The sequence below is a fragment of the Paenibacillus sp. Marseille-Q9583 genome (assembly GCF_976954365.1).
Genome location: NZ_CDRJTB010000019.1, coordinates 57994 through 77636, shown reverse-complemented (window position 1 = coordinate 77636; position 19643 = coordinate 57994). Strand labels below are relative to the sequence as shown.

Annotated in this window: 25 protein-coding genes and 1 riboswitch; of the genes, 4 read left to right on the top strand and 21 right to left on the bottom strand. The window is 46.1% G+C overall.

Annotated features, from left to right (window positions below):
* Nucleotides 1-65: 65 nt before the first annotated feature.
* The 11 genes from ACWNM1_RS11695 to ACWNM1_RS11645 all read right to left on the bottom strand — a co-directional run bounded on the left by ACWNM1_RS11695 (nucleotide 66) and on the right by ACWNM1_RS11645 (nucleotide 6996).
* Nucleotides 66-1163 carry an SU10 major capsid protein gene (locus ACWNM1_RS11695; protein WP_449601055.1) on the bottom strand — a complete coding sequence of 366 codons (1098 nt, stop codon included), beginning with the start codon at nucleotides 1161-1163 and terminating at the stop codon, nucleotides 66-68.
* Between the two features lie 23 nt (nucleotides 1164-1186).
* On the bottom strand, nucleotides 1187-1630 hold the full coding sequence (locus tag ACWNM1_RS11690) for a phage scaffolding protein (protein ID WP_449601054.1): 444 nt from the start codon (nucleotides 1628-1630) through the stop codon (nucleotides 1187-1189).
* 116 nt (nucleotides 1631-1746) lie between these two features.
* Nucleotides 1747-2115 carry a hypothetical protein gene (locus tag ACWNM1_RS11685; protein WP_449601053.1) on the bottom strand — a complete coding sequence of 123 codons (369 nt, stop codon included), beginning with the start codon at nucleotides 2113-2115 and terminating at the stop codon, nucleotides 1747-1749.
* On the bottom strand, nucleotides 2112-2390 hold the full coding sequence (locus tag ACWNM1_RS11680) for a hypothetical protein (RefSeq protein WP_449601052.1): 279 nt from the start codon (nucleotides 2388-2390) through the stop codon (nucleotides 2112-2114). Before ACWNM1_RS11680 ends, ACWNM1_RS11685 begins: the two co-directional genes overlap by 4 nt.
* 349 nt (nucleotides 2391-2739) lie before the next feature.
* Nucleotides 2740-3579 carry a hypothetical protein gene (locus ACWNM1_RS11675; RefSeq protein WP_449601051.1) on the bottom strand — a complete coding sequence of 280 codons (840 nt, stop codon included), beginning with the start codon at nucleotides 3577-3579 and terminating at the stop codon, nucleotides 2740-2742.
* 282 nt (nucleotides 3580-3861) lie between these two features.
* Nucleotides 3862-4284, bottom strand: a complete 423-nt coding sequence (locus ACWNM1_RS11670; RefSeq protein ID WP_449601050.1) for a hypothetical protein — start codon at nucleotides 4282-4284, stop codon at nucleotides 3862-3864.
* A complete protein-coding gene (locus ACWNM1_RS11665; RefSeq protein WP_449601049.1) occupies nucleotides 4265-4645 on the bottom strand; it encodes a hypothetical protein in 381 nt (126 codons plus the stop codon). The genes ACWNM1_RS11670 and ACWNM1_RS11665 overlap by 20 nt, the downstream gene beginning before the upstream one ends.
* A 23-nt stretch (nucleotides 4646-4668) precedes the next feature.
* Nucleotides 4669-5112 (bottom strand): hypothetical protein, encoded by a 444-nt coding sequence (locus tag ACWNM1_RS11660; protein WP_449601048.1) that lies wholly within the window; start codon nucleotides 5110-5112, stop codon nucleotides 4669-4671.
* A gap of 817 nt (nucleotides 5113-5929) precedes the next feature.
* The gene (locus ACWNM1_RS11655) at nucleotides 5930-6301 is read right to left on the bottom strand and encodes a hypothetical protein (protein ID WP_449601047.1); all 372 of its coding nucleotides are present in this window, start codon (nucleotides 6299-6301) and stop codon (nucleotides 5930-5932) included.
* Nucleotides 6288-6551: a hypothetical protein gene (locus ACWNM1_RS11650; RefSeq protein WP_449601046.1), complete on the bottom strand. Its 264-nt coding sequence runs from the start codon at nucleotides 6549-6551 to the stop codon at nucleotides 6288-6290. Before ACWNM1_RS11650 ends, ACWNM1_RS11655 begins: the two co-directional genes overlap by 14 nt.
* Nucleotides 6552-6672: 121 nt before the next feature.
* Nucleotides 6673-6996, bottom strand: a complete 324-nt coding sequence (locus ACWNM1_RS11645) for a hypothetical protein (protein ID WP_449601045.1) — start codon at nucleotides 6994-6996, stop codon at nucleotides 6673-6675.
* 343 nt (nucleotides 6997-7339) lie between these two features.
* Here ACWNM1_RS11645 and ACWNM1_RS11640 point away from each other — a divergent pair, with 343 nt between their 5' ends.
* Nucleotides 7340-7540 (top strand): helix-turn-helix domain-containing protein, encoded by a 201-nt coding sequence (locus tag ACWNM1_RS11640; RefSeq protein ID WP_449601063.1) that lies wholly within the window; start codon nucleotides 7340-7342, stop codon nucleotides 7538-7540.
* 182 nt (nucleotides 7541-7722) lie between these two features.
* On the opposite strand, the gene ACWNM1_RS11635 is transcribed toward ACWNM1_RS11640, so the two are convergent.
* Entirely contained in the window at nucleotides 7723-8757 is a 1035-nt protein-coding gene (locus tag ACWNM1_RS11635) for a tyrosine-type recombinase/integrase (protein ID WP_076178963.1), read from the bottom strand.
* 224 nt (nucleotides 8758-8981) lie between these two features.
* Nucleotides 8982-9341: a HesB/IscA family protein gene (locus ACWNM1_RS11630; protein ID WP_042191575.1), complete on the bottom strand. Its 360-nt coding sequence runs from the start codon at nucleotides 9339-9341 to the stop codon at nucleotides 8982-8984.
* Nucleotides 9342-9712: 371 nt separating this feature from the next.
* Here ACWNM1_RS11630 and mqnE point away from each other — a divergent pair, with 371 nt between their 5' ends.
* A complete protein-coding gene (gene mqnE / locus ACWNM1_RS11625) occupies nucleotides 9713-10819 on the top strand; it encodes an aminofutalosine synthase MqnE (RefSeq protein ID WP_076285245.1) in 1107 nt (368 codons plus the stop codon).
* Nucleotides 10820-10868: 49 nt separating this feature from the next.
* Entirely contained in the window at nucleotides 10869-11930 is a 1062-nt protein-coding gene (locus tag ACWNM1_RS11620; RefSeq protein WP_094873332.1) for an NAD(P)/FAD-dependent oxidoreductase, read from the top strand.
* Between the two features lie 68 nt (nucleotides 11931-11998).
* Here ACWNM1_RS11620 and ACWNM1_RS11615 read toward each other — a convergent pair whose 3' ends face one another.
* Entirely contained in the window at nucleotides 11999-12253 is a 255-nt protein-coding gene (locus tag ACWNM1_RS11615; protein ID WP_042191582.1) for a YuzB family protein, read from the bottom strand.
* A gap of 81 nt (nucleotides 12254-12334) precedes the next feature.
* On the opposite strand from ACWNM1_RS11615, the gene ACWNM1_RS11610 reads away from it, so the two are divergent.
* Nucleotides 12335-12583 (top strand): NifU family protein, encoded by a 249-nt coding sequence (locus ACWNM1_RS11610; RefSeq protein ID WP_042130899.1) that lies wholly within the window; start codon nucleotides 12335-12337, stop codon nucleotides 12581-12583.
* Nucleotides 12584-12738: 155 nt separating this feature from the next.
* Here ACWNM1_RS11610 and ACWNM1_RS11605 read toward each other — a convergent pair whose 3' ends face one another.
* From ACWNM1_RS11605 to ACWNM1_RS11575, 7 genes are all read right to left on the bottom strand, one after another.
* Entirely contained in the window at nucleotides 12739-13596 is an 858-nt protein-coding gene (locus ACWNM1_RS11605) for a MetQ/NlpA family ABC transporter substrate-binding protein (RefSeq protein ID WP_449601044.1), read from the bottom strand.
* Nucleotides 13597-13654: 58 nt separating this feature from the next.
* Nucleotides 13655-14314, bottom strand: coding sequence for a methionine ABC transporter permease (locus ACWNM1_RS11600; protein ID WP_449601043.1), 660 nt, complete (start codon nucleotides 14312-14314; stop codon nucleotides 13655-13657).
* The gene (locus ACWNM1_RS11595) at nucleotides 14314-15330 is read right to left on the bottom strand and encodes a methionine ABC transporter ATP-binding protein (RefSeq protein WP_449601042.1); all 1017 of its coding nucleotides are present in this window, start codon (nucleotides 15328-15330) and stop codon (nucleotides 14314-14316) included. Before ACWNM1_RS11595 ends, ACWNM1_RS11600 begins: the two co-directional genes overlap by 1 nt.
* Before the next feature lie 100 nt (nucleotides 15331-15430).
* Nucleotides 15431-15570, bottom strand: a riboswitch (SAM riboswitch).
* Nucleotides 15571-15670: 100 nt separating this feature from the next.
* Nucleotides 15671-16405: a Cthe_2314 family HEPN domain-containing protein gene (locus ACWNM1_RS11590; protein ID WP_449601041.1), complete on the bottom strand. Its 735-nt coding sequence runs from the start codon at nucleotides 16403-16405 to the stop codon at nucleotides 15671-15673.
* Between the two features lie 109 nt (nucleotides 16406-16514).
* Entirely contained in the window at nucleotides 16515-17492 is a 978-nt protein-coding gene (locus tag ACWNM1_RS11585; protein ID WP_449601040.1) for a COX15/CtaA family protein, read from the bottom strand.
* Between the two features lie 89 nt (nucleotides 17493-17581).
* Complete coding sequence (locus tag ACWNM1_RS11580) at nucleotides 17582-17926, bottom strand: thioredoxin family protein (protein WP_042194485.1); 345 nt, start codon at nucleotides 17924-17926, stop codon at nucleotides 17582-17584.
* 78 nt (nucleotides 17927-18004) lie between these two features.
* Nucleotides 18005-19633, bottom strand: coding sequence for a putative polysaccharide biosynthesis protein (locus tag ACWNM1_RS11575; RefSeq protein ID WP_042191597.1), 1629 nt, complete (start codon nucleotides 19631-19633; stop codon nucleotides 18005-18007).
* Between the last annotated feature and the right edge of the window lie 10 nt (nucleotides 19634-19643).

Genomic DNA, 19643 nt, shown 5'->3' with positions numbered 1-19643 from the left:
TAACTTCCCCCTTATAAATAAAAAAGCGGAGCCCGAAGGCCCCGCCGTAGTTATTTCGTATTTAATTAAGATGTCAGACCCTTAATGCGGGCGTGCGCTTTCTCTTGCTTAAACTCAAGCGTATACTCCCCTACTAATTGGCCGGTAGTATAATCGCCCAACTTTCCGAGATACGTGTGTCCGAATGAGCGCCCCCCAAGAGGACGAATCTTGATCCGGTTTGTGTCGATAAACAGGATTTCATCCGGTTTCAGATTGTCGTTCATTACAACCTGGAATCTTCCGAAGTCGTTTACGATATGGTCAACAACCTGACCGCGCGCATTCTCTTGTTGTGTTACACGAATTTGCGAGATAGAAAAATCGCTGATTGCGCGTTTTTGAACCGACGGAACGACGAACGTATAGCCAGCGCTACCGGAAGCGAAGCCGCCAGCGGAATAAATAAGCTGCGCCACATCGTCGAGCATAGCTTTAGTGACCGGTCCGGATACGGTCTTTACGTTGGTGGTGATGAAATTGCGGATTCCTCGCATTGTCCGATAATTACCGCTATCGAACTTACGTCCACCAATGACCGCCTTTTCGAGTTGAAGCGCTACTTCGAGCTGCTTTTTGGCCTTCTCGTATTCATACAACCCTGCGCCGCCGATTCCGTATTGCGCGATTTCTTCTGCGGTACCTGTCACGCTGATTGAATCCTCGAAGATTTGCGTCACGTTATCCTCTTTGGTGCGCGCTTTGAATCTTGACTCTCGCGCGTCCGCGCCTTCCTTGCCATCTCCGTATAGAACCTCGATTGCCGTATTTACTGTAATAGCGGCTGCCGTTGTTCCTTGATATCCCCGCACTACCGTAAGCTTCTTAGCCGCAGCATCAACTGCCTGAATTAGCACAGCTTCGTCACCAATCTCCGCGATGGTTCTGTCTCGGAAAGGCTCTACGGATTCGACGGTAAGTTCTGTAGCGGCGGCGGTAGCAGCGGCGGTAACCTTCGATCGAGTAGCAAAGACCTCATCTTCATACCATGTGTGCGTGGTTGATGTGACTGGCTCGCCGAAGCCTAGTAAGTTCAACATAGGCGCCTGTGTTGGGTTGAGAAGCATGATTTCGTCTACTACGGATTCCCTTTTACCGATAAGTGCGTTTGAATAAATTGTCAAATTAATGACCCCCTGTTATGTTTTTATTTTGTTTGGTGCTTCAATGCTGCATAAGCAGCTACGTCTTCGGCTCGTCCACTATTGCGTGCTCTTTCCGCTGCTTCTGCGAGAAAATGCGCTTTTGATCTAACGTAGGGCTCACCCCCTCCGCCTGGGCCGCCTATTGATATCGGTTGCGTCCTTGGCGCTGTAGCAGTTACGGCCGTTAGAATTTCGTCGATACCTTGCGCATTACCCGCGTCATCAAACGTAATGCCGGATAGATTAACGATACCCGCGAGTTTATCCGGGTCTACGATACCGGCTGCGCTGGCCTTACGGTAAAATGCCGCACTCACACGCGTTGTATGAAGCTGCGCTGCTAGGTCTGCCGCTTTCTGTTCGAGCTCGGCGCGTTCTTCTTCCCACGTCTTAGCCGGCGTTTCCTCTTGTTGTTCCTGTTCTAATTGCTCTTGTTCTTCTTCCAACTTTGCCCCTCCTACCACTTAAATTTTAGATGTCTGAACCATGCATACACGCAATAGCTACGTAATGTCTTTCCGATCGCCACGCGCACGATTATCGCCTCCTTTCTCGCGAACAACTAGTGCGTTTCCTGTTCATCGGAGATGTCTTCCTCTTCTGGCGTAGGTTCTTCCCACGCAATCCGTGGCGTCTCCGCCGGATACATTCTTGGGTGGTTGATTTGTTTCGTTTTCCAACCGCTTCTTTTTGGCGTATATTCAATGCGGCCCCTAACGTTGCAATCGTAGATAATCGTTTCAAGCTCAAAGCTGCGGCGTAAGGTGCGCAACAATCCTGCACGGTGAGTGTCCGCGATCGTTGCAAGCGGATAAGCTTCGTATGAGACGAATTTACGCGCGATTACTTCGCCGTCCGTTCCCGTTATGGTTACGTGGACTTTCGTGTTTGCACCGCAGACATAAACCTGCTGATAAACGGTGATAATCATTTCTCATCCGCCTCCTTCACGCCTATTTGACTACACCATTCCGCAAACCCTTCCTTATCCGTTGAAGATACGGCGATCTCAGTCGCCTCGAACATCTCCTTGTATTCCTCCGCTTCATAGATGCCGCTAAATAGTGCATCAACCGTCCGAAAGTCATCTTCTACGGGGAAATGTCCTTCTTTAAACGGCCATCGAGAACCTGGCGGAATAATATGAATATGATGTGTTCCGTCCTCAACCGAGTGTTTAACGCGCATATACCTAACTTCACTCATTAGCGTCTTCCTCCTAAAATATGTAGTTCAAGATAGCGGCAGCGCTCCGGCTGATCGCGGAAACATTTGCACCTTGGATCTGTTTGGGTCGATAGGGCTTCCATTAATACGCATGTTCTGTCGGGGCGAATATAGTCACACCACGTTGCCGCCCTCGATTGAGTACCGTTCATTCACCCGCGTCCTTTCGCGCTTTTATGTGTTAAAGCATTATTCAAAAAGAAAAGCGACCAAACGCTTCCGCGTCTAATCGCCTCAAGGGGTAACACAAACTCAGGGGGAAAACAGCCAATGCCTAATAAGCTGTCCTCCTTACTAACTATATAAAATTATTCCACGAAAACACGCGCTAAGCCGCTATTTCTGCCATTTCTTTTCGCGAAATATGATAGTGACCGCACTCATCAACGTAGTAGTCTACGTCAGCTAGATTGTACCGGATAACCTCACCAGGAGCTACGGCTTCCGCGCGCTTCATTTCCATATCCGTTAGCACACGGTCGGTCAATTTACGGCGGACAGGCAGGCGGTAGTTATGTCCATCCGCGCCGACCATCGCTGCGGCACCCTCTCCAGCCGTATGCGACCCTGTAGCTTTGTCCTCGTATGCGTTTCGCACACTCTCGTACGCCTTTCGAGGTAGATACGTACCGGTCGTTTCAAAGCGTAGTTTCGCCGCTTTCTGCTCGTTCCGGCAACGATCACAGCAATATATAGAGCGACGGCGAGCGGATCGGTGACAGTCCCATGCGGCGCAGTAATTCGGCTCCGCGTAGTCTTCGTGAATTAGCGGCGGGAATCCTATATAATCCCGTTCCAGCTCCGCCCATTCTTCGCGTGTTCGCGTCCAAGCTGCGGCCTTCAATGCAGACCTATCGTTGTTCTCGATAACGTAATCCAAGCGCTGACCCATCGTTTCGACCGCTTCCCAAAACCTAGAGCGAGACACACGGGCGGCCTTAGCGTTATTGCTATCCGGCGGAACGATATTAACGATGAGATCACGGCGCGTCGTTGTGGCGAGAACGTCTTCGATAGCGGCTGCGTATTTCGCTATTAACGGGGCGGCGTCTAGCGTATCGGCGGTTACGGTCTCCTTCGCGACTTTTCGGAGGTGGGCGAGTGGCGGCGTTGGGACTAGCGTTAAGGGCGGGCGCGGACAGTTTAGCTCTAGCGAAATATTCGACATAGGTTCCTCCTAATGGATATGAAATGGTTTAACATCCGGTATCTTTGCTGTTTCTCAGGTTTAAGAACTTGCGCACTTAATATATGTGTACCTAATACACTACTAAACGCGCAGATTACCATATCTCGCTAGAAATCAGTGAGCGTAAGCGAACTTATTTCGACGCGTCCGTTAGGAATGAAATGACGACACGGAAATGTTTATTCTTGTTTATTCGTTCTTGTTTATTCGTTCTTATTACTTTCCTATAGAACAGAATGCGACGGTTCCTGTAAACACGAATCAAGCCGCTCCGTCTATAGGAATCGCTGTTATTTCGGAGTAAAATAGCGGCAGATATAACTTCTTTGTGTTACCGCTCCAAGGTATCCGCTTCGTGATAAGTAACCCCTCGCGTTCCAAGATATCGCACAGCGGTTTTATTCGGTCAACATGAATACCGGTCGCAATCCGTATCTGCGCAACGGTCGGAAACGCCCACATATAATACTCATTCGCGGACGTCCCGTTTACATACGCGTGTAGATACATCAATAGGAATAGCGCATCCCTGGCGTCTGGCTTCGAGTACCTGGCGTGCAGGTCCGGAAGCACCGTCCGGAATAAGTCGTGCGGAACCGGAGTATACCCGCCGCCCTCTCCCCGTTCAAGAACCTTCGTCTTCTGCGTGATCGCTATTTCCGCCTTATCTCTCATTTCGCTCATATTCCGTTTCCTCCCCTTGTCCGTATTTTGTGTAAAACTCCGCCGACGTAAGCGGTGGTAGCGGCTCGTATATCAGTTTGTTCGCGACTATACTCGACTTCGTTACCGTCAGCAGTCCATACTTTTTCAGCGTTTCGACGTGGCTACGGATTTTATACGGAGATAGTCCGGATCGCACCGTCATTTCACGTTGATTTAGCCACGTTTTACCGTGCATATGGTGCAGCGGGTCTTGTTGACACCATGAACGCAAGAACCCGTAAAAGCCCGCAGTTTCTACGGTGAAATCCTCTAGCGCTAAATACTCGCGATAGAGGACGTTAGGAATAGCGGTGAAGCCGACGTTATGCGTTTTGGACATAAGCGGCGCTCCTTTCAAGTAAACTACGCAGCGGTTGCGTGGGCATTCTGCGCGACCTCTAACACTCGCCGGAAATCCGTATAATCTTCGAAGTATTGCGCTTGATAGGCGGAAGGTAGCCCTGCACGTGAATGATCGCGTATTAGAAACAGCGTCAGTCTTCGCGAAAAAGTAAGCTCCGTCATATGTAGGTAAGCGACGCGCCGACTGACCGGATCAACAATCGCGAAGACGTCAATTTCGTCCGAAGTATAGTGACGAGCTTTAGCAGAAGGACGGCGTATGTCCGCCTTTACGTTAGTCCCGTTGTTCTCTCCACGTTTGACTTGGATGCGCAGACCGGCAACCGTCAGATCATGAACGGATAGCGCTGTGTACGGCTTTTCCGGATCGAATCCGCACTCCAATACATCGAGCATTACGTTACACTCCGCAGCCCCGCCTCGTGCCATTCTCCATTCAACCATTCCGCCAACCCCTCTCTAATAATTAACTCCCTAATAGTAATAACGTATCCCGATTCCGTTTCGCACACTTTCCGTACAATTAATATAACGTAGGTCGATCGCATTCCGTACGCCCGCTATATAAATAAAGCCGACGTCCTCAAGCGATTCGCACACACTATACGATAATATTGGTGTACACTTTCCTCTCCCGCACCGTCTTCCGAAAATAAAATACCTATACTATAGATATGGACACTAATTGAGCAAACTGGTACACGTGCCCTTCGTCCGCGTCTCCATACACTATATATTGTATTCGTAAGTAAAAATAACCCAACATATAGCGTTTGTAAACAGAAATAAATTTATTGATATTTTTGGAACCTTTAGAACATACGTACGTATTACTAATTATAAAACAAAGGACAACTCCACCGCCCGATAAGCGAAGTTGTCCGGAATACCCGCAAGAAGTTGGTGACATTGGCGTATCACAGACACCTCTTACGTTGTTACCCGAAGAGTAGCGGTCCATATTAGCGTATGGCACTTCGGTAAATCGTTCCGCGAGGCAGTCCCTCCGACTACAATCGGCAGGCGCGGACAAAGTGTCGGTTAAAACTACACTAAGTTGAACTTAGGCAGCAGTCATAGTTGGCGCTATGATTACCGTCATTTCAAATGATACTAATCGTTAACCCAAACGTACACAGCGGAGCCCAGCTCGATTATTAAGGCGTACGAGTTCTCCGTCGTGTGCGCGAACTAGAATCGCGTGACGTGTGCGTGTGAATAGTTTTGACTTATGCGGATAGTACATTGGTTCTCACCTCCCTCATATTGGCATCTCTATAATGTCACTGATAGACATCGTAATTCTAAAGTCCGCGCACCATCTTTCGTGCTTGTCCGCATGCCTACTGAGGGCCTTATCTGCTTCGGATATACAACGCACCGTCACCCTACGCAGTTGGTCAAGCGCAGAAAATTCATCCTTAACAACGCGACGTTTCCGGAGGACTTCCTGCAGACTCACAGCCGCACTATATCCGCCTAATACGTCGAGCTCAACCTTTTCAATTTCGTGATAAAGCGCCGCCACTTGTTTATCTAGGCGTGACTGTTCCTTGTTTAACAATGCATAGGCGTTGTCAACCTCAGCACAAAGCGTCTGAAACTGACGGGCGTAATCGTTAGCAAGCTGCATAAGCTGGAACCTCCGATTTTTCGCGGACGATGAAGCCGAGTTCATGCGCCTGGTTAGCGGTAATATCAATGACATTAGCGACGGATCTACGATCAACGGAAGGCAATGCGCGGAAAAATGCGCCAGGAAGGACACATATCTGTTGGCGACGGAATTTACTACTTGCGGGGAATGTGTAATCGAGTTTAGTAACGATGAAATTTCCTGTTCTGCGGTCGAGCGCGTAACCGATTTCTATTGCTTGTGCCATGAATGACCTCCGCGTTTAAAGTCCGACGACTATTGTATGAGTGCGGAATCCGCGACGGACGGCTCAAACGTGAGCTCTCCGTTTCAACCCGCACCGCAGCGGGCCCTCATCAGGCGGTAGTTTATATCGTCAACCCCAATTCGTCGCAGACAGCTCCGACCATATCCCGCACGATGAAATCCAGCGCGGTCATAGCTTGCCAGCGTTCAACTAGTGGCGGAACAACGTCGGCGGTCGTGCCGGACACGTCGTCCGCGATCATTACGGAATCATCGCCGTTATTGCTTTCGTAGAAGCCTGCTTGAGTTGCGCTCTTACGTACTACCTGCGCCCATAGTGCGCCTTCAAAGACGAAGATAGCGCGGTCGTTATCGACTAGGAAAGCCGGAATTGTTTCAAACTCGCCGGGATCAAACGGTCCGAGTACGAGGGTAATCATCTTCATAGGTACAACACCTCCGTTGTTATAGGAATAATTCTTTTGCGATAATAGCGCTGAGAGTAACGAAGGCTTTTACGAACGGCCAAATAGCGTATTTAAGCATCGAGCGGCGATTACGAATGGCGCTCCTAGAAAGGCTGCGGCTTGGGTACGAGGAAACGTCTATAGTAGCGGGTGCGATTGTAATAAGATTAGGCATTTTTGAAACCTCCTATAATTTTATACGTATAATCGTATAACTGTTGACCTTATATTATACGTATATTCGTATAATGTCAACGATTGATTTACGATTTGTTTTTCTTTGGTTATAATGGGTTCAAGGACGGTGAAAACGTTGAGAAAAGTGCGCGTAATAGTGGATGAAATTATTCGAGCGAGAGGAATTACACAAACAGAGCTATCGGACATGTCAGGCGTGCGCCAAGCTTCTATTAGCGAACTGTCTAACAATATGCGAAAAAGTATTAACCGGGAGCACTTAGCTAAGATAGCTGACGCTTTGGAAATAGATGACATTTCGGAGTTATTAATAATAGAAAAATAAAATACATAGATGAAGAGGACCGCACCGACTAAATGGGCGGTCTTTTTTTACCGCAAATTAGCGCAATAAACGCCACCACTAACGAATACACTCCGAAGGGGTTAGCGCGGCTAATTCAACGGTAAATCAACGATAATATAACGACGAAAAGCGCCCGATCCGTAAAAGGACCGAGCGCTTATTTATTTGCGTTTCTTAATGAACCGATCGGCGGGCGAATACGCATCGTGACTCTTTCGCATATCGCCCGTATCCATCTGAATATATCGGCGCATCGTACGTATGTCAGACCAACCCCCCATTTTTTGAAGGGTAAAGGGGTCCGCACCATTTAATATCATAGCGCGAGCCCACGTATGACGGTAGACGTGCGCTGTCATCTTCTTACCGGATACGCCCGCCTTCTCTCCGTAGTATTTCAGTCGCTTATTGAAGTGCGTCGCGGTTACAGGCTCACCAAACGATGACATGAATATTCGGTTAGTCGTGAAAAATTGACGATTCTCTTCGATAAGCTGTAGCAGCAATTTCGCAGTATGTGCGGATATTGGAACCATTCTCGGCTTTCTATTTTTGTTCATCTCGCCAGGTAGAACGATAAATCGCGTTTGAAAGTCGATATCCGTGACGCTTATTTTTAGTAATTCCGAAATTCTAAGCCCGCTGTCTAAAATCGTGACAATCGCCACATAATCCCGAAAACCTACGAAATCCCGCTGATTTGGCTGCGCTAGTATCGCCTTAACTTCATCATCCGTAAGGCAATTCGTTAAGTCCACGTCCTGGCGTATGAGCTTAACCTTAGTAAACGGGTTGATTTCAAGTAGTTCGTCGCGCTCAAGCTGATTAAATATCGCCTTAAGCGTACGAAGTCGGATATTAACCGTCGTATCTGACAGGCCTACACGCTGATTTTCTTCCGATATATACTTGTGTCCCTCATAGCGCACCTGATCGTACTTCATAAACGCGATATGATCCCGCACCATCGCCGTCGTTATATCCCCCGCGTACTCTACCTCCGGATACTTATCGTTCAACCACTTTAGAAAGTAACCGTAATGCTTTCCGTAATCCAGTAACGTCCGATCGCGCAATCCCTCTGACCTTTTCGCATTAATCGCGAAGTCTAACGCTTGATCTAGCGTTATCTTCGGAAACTCTCTTAGCGTGCGGGCTCCGTTTGGAACGCGCCGTGTACGTTTATTTAACGACATAAAAACGACCTCCAATACGCATTAGTCGCGGACTAAATACGTCGTAGAGGTCGTAATCCACAACCCACAAACGGCCATTTCCGGGTTGTTAACTCCGGACCTTCGGGGTTGTTAACGTTCATTTTCACCGCCGCAATCCGCAGTTCCAAACGCCTGTTCGCGAGTGGCTACCGTCTCGGCTACCGTTCAGATCAACGAGGTAAAAACGTTGATACACCGCGCGATTAGCAAGGCTCTTCGTTCGGTTTTCCTGCATCCGTAGCTGTACGGAAGCTTGAGCCACAGCCACAGGTTGCAGTAGCGTTCGGGTTATTAATGGTGAAGCCACCTGTCATGCCGGATTCTTCAAAATCAATTTCGAGACCATCAAGGTAACGAAGATTTTCTTTCTCCACGACAACCTTCATTTCTTGGATGTCCATATATACGTCCTGATCGGTTTCATTATCATCAAAGCCCATAGCGTAAGAGAATCCACTGCAACCGCCGGGCGTTACTCCAATACGGAGGAACATGTTCGGCACTTCTTGTTCAGCAAGCATCGCCTTTAATTGTTCTGCTGCCTTTTCGCTAATATTAATCATGATCATATCCTCCTATAAATTAACTTACTTCAACAGAAAAACTTATGTTTAAGGGACCTTCCGGTCAAAAATTACTTTCTTAAAAATATATACTTAATAAACTCAGTATAACCGACTATTCCATTACCCTCAAGTCACAACTGCCTTATGCCTGACCTGCCGGACCAAAATAAACCATCCATATCCAGCTGTTGATCCCCTTATAAGAGAGGTTTATAATAAGGAAGGCAAACATAAGTAAAAATTCGGAAATTTGTCACGGAGGCTAAACCTCCGATTTATTTTCATGAATGAACAGCTACCGTCTGGGTAAGTCTGGGAATTATCTGCGGGCAATGGACCCCGTAAAACTTTCAGGAGGAATTTATTATATGTCTACTCTTTTCACCCCCCAAACAGACGCCCGAATGATGAACATTATTGAAAAAGTTCGTGGCGGCGAAAGATTGAATTTAGAAGATGGCGTTTATTTATATCAAAGTAACGACCTACTTACGATTGGCCAATTAGCAAATGAAGTCAATCTTGCAAAGAACAACAACAGGGTATATTTTATCGAAAACATGAGTCTATATTTCACCAATGTTTGCGAATCTCACTGTGCATTCTGCAATTTCCGCAAAGATGATGGAGAAGAGGGTGCTTATACCCTTTCCGGTCAGGAAATGGTGCAATATGTCGAACAGCATATTCATCCAGGTGTGCGCGAATTCCATATCGTAGGCGGTCATAATGACAAGGTTCCTTTCCAGTATTACGTGGATTCTTTAAAAGCCTTGAATGAACGTTTCCCTGAGGTAACCTTAAAAGCATACACTGCAGCCGAAATCGATTTTTTCACCCGAATTAGCGGATTGAGTATTCGTGAGGTACTCGAGCAGCTGCGTGCTGCAGGACTTAAGACACTTACTGGTGGCGGCGCAGAAATATTATCCGATCAATACCGTAAAAAAATGCGCGTAGATAAGGCTAATGTGGAAGAATATCTGGAAGTTCACCGAACAGCACATCAGCTTGGCATGAAGACACATACAACTATGCTTTACGGTTCGATTGAATCTCATGAAGATCGTATCCGGCACATGATGCAGATCCGCGATCTACAGGATGAAACCAATGGCTTTATGGTATTCATTCCATTATCTATGCAGCCTAAGAACAAGAATGCAGGGATTATGCGCCGCAACTCCGCTTATGAGGATCTGAAGACGATTGCGATCAGCAGATTGATGCTGGATAATTTCGATCACATCAAAGCGTACTTTATTAATATCGGTCCTCAGCTTACTCAAGTTGCACTGAACTTCGGTGCTTCTGACGTCCATGGTACTATTCTTAAAGAACGCATTAGCCATGCGGCTGGTGCCTTAACACCTGAAGGCCTCACTCGCGATGAATTGATCTGGTTAGTAAAAGGTGCTGGACGAATTCCAGTAGAACGTGACACGTTCTACAATGCGATAAAGGTATACGAATAAAAAACTACCTAGATCCGTTACCCTATATTGGAAAGGAAGTTCGGTCAGCATGAGAACATTACTCGTTCTGGGCGGCGGCTATGGCGGCTTGGCCCTAATTCAAGAATTGCTCAATAATCACCTTCCTCAGGATATTGAAATTATCTTAATTGACCGAATGCCTTATCAAGGAATCAAAACGGAATATTATGCGCTTGCCGCGGGTACAGTAACTGACTATCACTTGCGGATCCAGTTTCCGGTTCATCCCCGTCTCACTATCCGTTACGGTGAGGTGAGTTCCATTGATTTGGAGAGTAGAATCATTACAATGGAGCCTGATGAGACTGTGTCTTATGACATACTTGCCATTGCACTAGGTTGTACCGACAATTACCATAACATCCCTGGAGCTGATCAATATACTTGCAGTATCCAGACCTTTGCAGGAACACGCGAAACTTACCAACGTTTAAACGATGTGAAGCCTTATGGAACAATTAACATTGTAGGCGGCGGACTGAGTGGAGTGGAATTGGCGGCAGAGCTTCGGGAGAGCCGGCCAGATCTTAATATTGCTATTCTGGATCGTGGTGAACGTGTCTTATCTGCCTTCCCTGCGAAGCTATCACAGTACGTGGAGGAATGGTTTCACCACCATCAAGTACAGACACTTGGACGTGTCTCCGTATCCCACGTAGAGAAAGATGCGCTTTTTAACGGTACAGAGGAAATTCTTTCAGATGTTACGGTATGGACCGCGGGGATCCAACCGGTGAAGGTTGTTCAGGAATTAACAGTCCCTAAGGATCGCGGAGGACGAATCATTCTGGATGAATATTATCGTGTACCTGATTATCCAGAAGTGTATGTAATTGGCGACTGTGCCAGCCTGCCATTCGCTCCAAGCGCACAAGCCGCAGGAGCGCAGGGTGAGCAGGTTGCTCAGGTTATTCAAGCCATGTGGCGCGGCGAGACCCCTAAGCTTCATCCTATTCGTCTAAAGGGTACCTTAGGCTCACTAGGCAAGAAAGCTGGATTTGGTCTTATGGGCCAACGCTCCGTCAAAGGACGGGTTCCCCGTATCCTTAAGAGCGGGGTGCTCTGGATGTCAAAACGTACTTTAGGATAAACCTAAGGGCTGCTCTTTTCCGTTATAAATACGAAAAAGAGCAGCCCTTTATTTTCCACAAAAAGCATTTAATCGAGATCCATATTAAACCAAGCCTCTAGCTCTTTGATTTTAGTATCAATTTTCTTTTCTAGCTCGTCAACAGTATCTGCTGCAACGATGTCCCCTTCAACCATGGCAAACGGGGTTAAATAACATTCCCCACAATTGTTCAGGCATCCGTATTCGATCACATCGTAATCTGGATTTTCCTCCAGCTTATGCATTAGCTTGTCTGTTCCGTGACCCATGTTACTGGCACAAAATTCAATAATTGGTCTCATGATGATCTCCCTATTCCGCCTAACCATTTTATTTTTTAACTTTTTGTACTATAATGAACTTACGAAAGGAGTGATTGAGAAATGAGTGAGAATGCACAAAGCACCGAAATGTATGATGAAGTATTGGAAGTGCTGGATAAACTTCGTCCGTTCCTGCAGCGCGATGGCGGTGACGTTGAACTGGTCGATGTAGAAGACGGCATCGTTAAGTTGAAACTTATGGGTGCCTGCGGCAGCTGCCCAAGCTCCACGATCACCTTGAAAGCCGGGATTGAACGCGCCCTTCTTGAAGAAGTAGAAGGCGTACAAGAAGTTATGCAAGTATTCTAATCCCATTCAATATCATTCCCGATCCTCCTCTTTAGGAGATCGGGATTTTCTTATTATAGAGGATTTACCCTCCTCCTACAACATACAGCATAAAACCCGCATGCCATTAGGCAGCGGGTTTTATGCTGTATTAGAGATTAAGTCAGCTTTCTGTCTTAAAATGCAGGAATGATCGAACCTTTGTATTGCTCTTCGATGAATGCCTTAGCTTCTGGAGAATTCAGTGCAGCAGCCAGCTTTTTGATTGCATCGGAGTCTTTATTGTCAGGACGAGATACCAAGATGTTAGCATAAGGGGAATCAGTTCCCTCGATGAACAAAGCGTCTTTAGTAGGAACCAGGTTAGCTTCCAAAGCATAGTTAGTGTTAATCAAGGCAAGATCTACCTCATCCAATTGACGACCTAACATAGCTGCATCTAGTTCGATGATTTTAAGGTTTTTCTTATTTTCAGTGATATCCGCTTGGGTAGATGTGATGTTGGTATCATCTTTCAAAGAAATCAGTCCATTTTTGGCAAGCAGGATCAGTGCACGACCACCGTTTGTAGCATCATTCGGGATGGCTACTTTCGCACCATCAGCCAGCTCGTCGATGGATTTGATTTTTTTGGAATAAGCACCAAAAGGTTCAACGTGAACGGCTGTAACAGAAACTAGATCCGAACCGTTCTTTTGATTCTGGTCATCCAGGTAAGGTTGATGTTGGAAGAAGTTAGCATCCAGATTCTTCTCTGAAAGCTGAACGTTTGGTTGAACATAGTCAGTGAATTCTTTGATTTCCAATGTAATTCCTTGCGCTTCAAGCAAAGGAGCAATAGCTTTTAGGATTTCAGCGTGTGGAACAGGTGAAGCACCGACCACCAATTTTACAGGTTCTGCGGATGACTCAGTTGCAGCACCATCTTTTGGTGCATTAGTAGCAGCCGAGTTAGAAGCATTATTGTTATTGCCGCAAGCAGCCAGCACCACAACCAGTGTCAGACTAAAAAAAGTAAGTAGTAATTTTTTCATTTTAAATCCCCCTCTTATCCTTGGTATTTGTATGAATAAGGCTATATATGGACGTACCTTATTTCCGCGTGAAATGTCGTACTAGTCGATCACCGGCCATTTGTAGCAGTTGCACCAGTATGACCATCAAGACTACAGAGATAATCATAACTTCCTTCTCATATCGGTAATATCCATAACGAATCGCTAGATCCCCTAGCCCGCCGCCGCCTACCATCCCGGACATTGCCGTATAGGAGACCAGTGTAACCAGTGTGATCGTAACCCCAGCGAGCAGACCTGGACGAGCCTCTGGCAAAAGAACACGCATAACGATCTGATTCGTGGATGCTCCCATCCCTTGCGCCGCTTCGATTACTCCACGATCCACTTCTCTTAATGCCGTTTCCACCAAGCGAGCAAAGAATGGAGCTGCACCAATCACGAGCGGTGGAATCGTACCTAGTACTCCAATGGAGGTTCCAACGATGGCTTTGCTAAAAGGAATTAACGCCACCATCAAAATGATAAACGGTACGGAACGCAAGATGTTTACAAAGAACGATAAGACCGAGTAAATTACTCTGATTACTATACTATTCGATCTTCCCCATAAATACAATAGAATTCCGAGTGGTAAACCAAGAATAATTGTGAACAATCCAGAGAATATTAACATTTGCAAGGTAGCAACTGTAGCATCCATCATTTCTTGCCAGTTTAAGTCTGCGAAATTCATTACGAAATCACCTCCACTTCAAGGCCTTGAGCGGTTAGTTCGGCTATCGTCACAGCGATCGCTTCAGCTGGACCTTCGAACCGAACAATCATTTGTCCATAAGGTACGTCTTTTATCGTTGAGATGGTACCATGCAGAATGGCGAAGCTAACACCTGTCTCACGTACTACATTGGAAAGTGCAGAGCCGTAGGTCTTCTCTCCAAAAAAAGTAATTTTGACGGCCTGAGAGTTGTCCCCAGCAGCAGCATCAAGCGCCGTACGAAGGGGTCCTTCATTCTGTGATTCACTGCGAATGAAATCACGAGTGACCTCATGCTGCGGCTTCAGGAATACCTCCGTAACTTTACCTTGCTCAACGATACCACCCCCATGAATGACCGCAACACGGTCGCAGATGCTCTGAATCACGTGCATTTCGTGAGTGATCAGCACAATGGTCAGATGGAATCGTTTATTAATATCGAGCAATAGCTTAAGAATAGAGTCTGTCGTTTGTGGGTCAAGCGCAGAGGTTGCTTCGTCACATAGCAGCACATCAGGGTCACTGGCAAGTGCCCGTGCGATGCCGACCCGTTGCTTTTGTCCGCCTGATAATTGGGAGGGGTATTTATCCCGGTGTTCTTCAAGCCCCACTAAGGCAAGCAAATCTTTCACTTTAGTATCAATATCTGCTCTCGAGGTGCCTGTGAGCCGCAGAGGAAAAGCAATGTTATCGTACACCGTCGCAGAAGATAGCAGATTGAAATGTTGAAAAATCATCCCAATTTTGCGCCGCTGTTCCTGCAGCTGACCTTGAGTAAGCTTGGTTAGTTCAATGCCATCTACCCAAACCTCCCCTTCTGTCGGACGCTCCAACAGATTAATGCAACGGATCAATGTACTTTTCCCCGCTCCAGAATGGCCAATAACTCCGAATATTTCACCTTTTTCGATAGACAAATTCAATCCGGAAAGTGCTGTAGCCGCATGGCTTCCTTTTCCATATACCTTTTTTATTCCTTTTAGATTAATCAACGCTCGTCGCCCCCTTTATATTTCACTTATTCCATACAAAAAAACCTCCGACGATCGATGCAGATCGCAAGAGGCTCTGTGTGTTTATTTAGACAATGCCTTCTCATCTGCCAACGACCACAAACCTTGCGTCATTGTAGGAATTAGCACCATGACATTTGTACATAACGCTAATCGCGCTGTATACAAATCGGTTGCCGGGCTTCATCGGGCCTATCCCTCCGCCACTCTCGATAAGATATAGAGTATGAAATTTTATGTTTGAATTCGTACAGACTTTAATGCAAGCATAAGTATAGTAAGTTTCTTGTTTTTTGTCAAAAGGAAATATCTTGAACGCTTAGGATTGTACACGCTTTGCCTTGCTAATTTCCTTACGCAGCTGCTCATTGCTATAGCTAAATGCCGCGATTAATGTTTTACAGTTCATTTCTAGGGATTGCTTTAAATCCTCAAGATGGCTATCTAAATCCTCAAGCTGAATTTTGTCATGCAAGCCTTGATGTCGCTGCCATAAATCATCCTGCATTTCGGAATTCATATAATGAATTTCAGCATTTCTGCGCTTGCGTAGATTCTCCAGTGGATCACGATAAGAGTTCTTAATCTGTTCCAGTTGATCTGCTAGCGCAGGATGCACATTCAATAACTGAAGTTGACGCAGTACTGTAAAATAAGAAAAGTGCGTTTTTAATTTGGAGGTTTTGAGATCATAAAAATGATTCAGTACCGTTCCAAGCTTGTCCAGAAGAGAGAACACACGAATAAATCCATCTTTATAAAAATAAACATACCGCGCATAATCGCCTTGTTCTACTGGTGACATATCGTCCATAAACCCTGCGATTACCGATTTCCGATAAAAAGCAGCTGCGAACCAGCTTTGCTCCAATTCATCCAATGAGGAGATCAGTCCACGTGTCCAAATCTCCAGCTTGCGGTATTCATGGTCATTATCCTCATGAGCGTTCATTTCCTTGCGCAATAAGGCTGCAAATGTGGCCATGTTCTCCATCGCGTCAGCCAAAACACCGCTGTTCTTCCGAGGCGGCTCTCCAAGTATAACCCGCAGCATATCCCAGTCCTCCTAAAGTTTTGTCCAGCACCACGATATACCGATTTCCACTTTATTATTCCGCAGGTAAAGCGACTCTATCCACGGTGGGAACTTTCTACCAAGGGTGCTACAACGGTGTCATTGGATTCGCTCTATTTTTTTTAACAACTACATTTCTCGCGCGATTCAGCTGCCAGACTCTTACACTCATATAACATAAGACACCAAACAAACTAGCGATCAGCAAAATATGAGCTAAAGCGGCAAATATGTACAATCTTTCATTATCTAGTGTGTAAACAACAGCAGCTCCACTAAATACCTGCATCAAGCACAGCAGAACAGCCGCTACGCCAAGGGCTCTTAGCTCTGGGTAATCCTTATGTTTCCAAAAAGCTAAATGTCCAAGCACCGCAGTAAGAATGAATAAGATCAAAGCCGCAATCCGGTGCGTAAAAACAATACCTACTCCCCCTGAAAGCTCGGGAACCCATTCACCGTTACAGAGCGGCCAGCCAGAACATCCACCGCGCGAATCCGTATGACTAACAAAGGCTCCAATATAAACAACAACATAGGAATATAAGGCCGTGAAGCAGGTTAAATTGCGGAAAGCCTTACTGACGGGTTTCTTCTGAAGCTCCATCTTAGGATCGTACTCACCTGCTTCATGTCGCCTTTTAGTTCCTAGAGCCAGCATTAGAGAACTTGAAAAAGCGATCAAGGAAAAGCCCATATGCAGTGCCATTACAGCAGCAGATTGGGATTTAATCACTGCAAGCGCTCCCATACCACCTTGAACAATTACAAACAGCAACGTCATGAATGCATATACTAACAAGTCCCGCCGATTTCGAGCATAACGCCAAAAGGCAAGCATCGAGGCAAGTGACAATAACCCTGCCAATCCGCTAAACAAGCGATGGGTGTATTCAATCATCGAACCTACAGTATAGGCCGGAATCAATTTCCCATGACAGAGCGGCCATTCATTTCCGCATTCCAATCCCGATCCAGTCTTCGTTACAACCGCTCCCCCTAGTACAGCGAGGAACATGATAAGGCAAGTAAGATAACTAAGCCATTTCAACTGATTTGTCGACAAAAATATCACCCGCAGTTTTTAGTAATGAAGAAGCATCTTAAAAAACCACCGCTTTTGCTCGAACAGGCGAAAGCGGTGGTTTTCCGGAATTACTGTTGAAGGCTTTGATGCACTTGAACCGCTTTATCCAGGAAATTCTCAATTTCCTCGCGGGATTTACGTAATTTATTAACGAATCTAACCAATTCACGTCCATCGGAATACGCGACAAAGCTTGGAATACCCATAATATTTTGTTCCTGACTAACGTCACCCACAGCATCAACGTCAACCTCAACCAGCGTTAGACGATCTGCATAGGCTTGCTCTACCTCAGGAATAAAAGGATCGATAAATTTACAATCCGAGCACCAGTCCGCCTTGAAGATGGCTACAGTTAATCGAGGAGATTGAATGGCTACCTGAAATTCAGCAGGAGAACTAATTTTGTCCATAGCTTGTTCAGTCCTTTCTTCCATATCTGTCAAATTTCTATTCTTTAAGTGAAGCAAAATGTCATGCAGAAGTCAAACTTATTCTCTCATACGAACACGCGCAGGCTGCAATTTCATCAGTGGATGGAGCAATTTTTGCAATGCACGCGGATAACTGGAGATTTCCTGTTTAGTAAGCACACCCAGTACAATTAGCATGACCAGATAAATAACAACAACTGCGGCCCCTACAACAAGACAAGTGATCAGAAACGCCAGACGTGCAGGCATTAGATCTGTTAACAGAATTCCAGCTTGGTTAAGTCCAAAACCAATACCACCGGACACCAGAACCGCAATTGCGAAGCCGCCCCACCGTTTACCCATAATTTCGAAAGGTACAATGGATTTCAGCATCCGTAAGTTAAGAATAGTAATAACTACGAAACAAAGTGCTGTTGCACCGATAATCCCGTAGATCCCAAATATCTTACTTAGTAAGAAGCTTGCGACTAATTTAACAATAATACCCACTAGCACATAATACATTGAAATGCGTGATTTGCCCATACCGAGCAAGATGGAGTTCGTTGTCATCATGGTGATCTGAAAGATCGTTCCAATCGTAAGCATCGCCACAATTCCGCTTCCGTCCAAGCTGCTGAACAATAACCCGTTTACAGAATAAGCTGCTGCCACAAGTGCCAACACAATTGGCATCCCTGTCAGTATAGAAATCCGCAAAGCAAGTGTAATTTGCTTCTTCAAGTGTCCCTCATCACGACGGGCATAAGCAGCTGAAATGATCGGAATCAGCGAGGTACCTAGCGCAATGGCTAGTACCGGTGGAATTCCGGCCACACTTTGAGCACGCGTGGTTAGTATACCCAAAGCTGCTGTTGCACTCTCTCTACCCATCTGATCAATAAGCAGGGGAACAGCCAAAGAAGTATCAATTACATTCACTACGGGAATCGTAAGTGAAGAGAGCACGATCGGAATTGATAATGTGAAAATATCTTTGTAAATTCCCCAAATCGGCAATTTTTGAGTGGTATTGTAATTTAATCCTTGCTGTTTATCCTCTCGGCGCAGCTTGATTGCAAAATAAATCATGACACCAAATGCTGCAATACTACCAATTACGCTACCGAAGGATGCTCCCGCAGCTATAGTTGTATTGTTATATCCCTGCTGTAATAGAATATAAGCTAGTAAAATAGCGACTAGTACGCGAGCGAACTGCTCTACAATCTGTGAAATACCACCTGCCATCATATTGTTGCGCCCTTGAAAATATCCACGCATCATGGCAATTGCCGGAAAAAGTAAAAGCGCAGGTGCAATAGCCCTAACTGCCATCGCTGATTCAGGTACATCAGCAATATGTGTCGCATAGAACGGAGCGCCTATGTACAGCAATGCCGTCATGATTACCCCTGCTGCTACTGAAAACAGCAATGCTGCATGATACACTTGTCTCGCCTCTTCAGGACGATTCAGAGCGTACCGCTCGGAGACCATTTTACTGAGCGTACTTGGAATACCTGCTGTAGCCACGGTGAGCAGCATTAAATAGATATTGTTCGATACCCCAAATGATGCTCTCCCCACATCATCAAAAATATGATCCAGCGGCACCCGCTGAACAAGCCCGAGTACCCTTGCCACCAAAGCTGCAGCAGCAAGGATAAGCGTGCCTTTTACGAAAGACTCTTTCTTGGACAAACCATTTCCC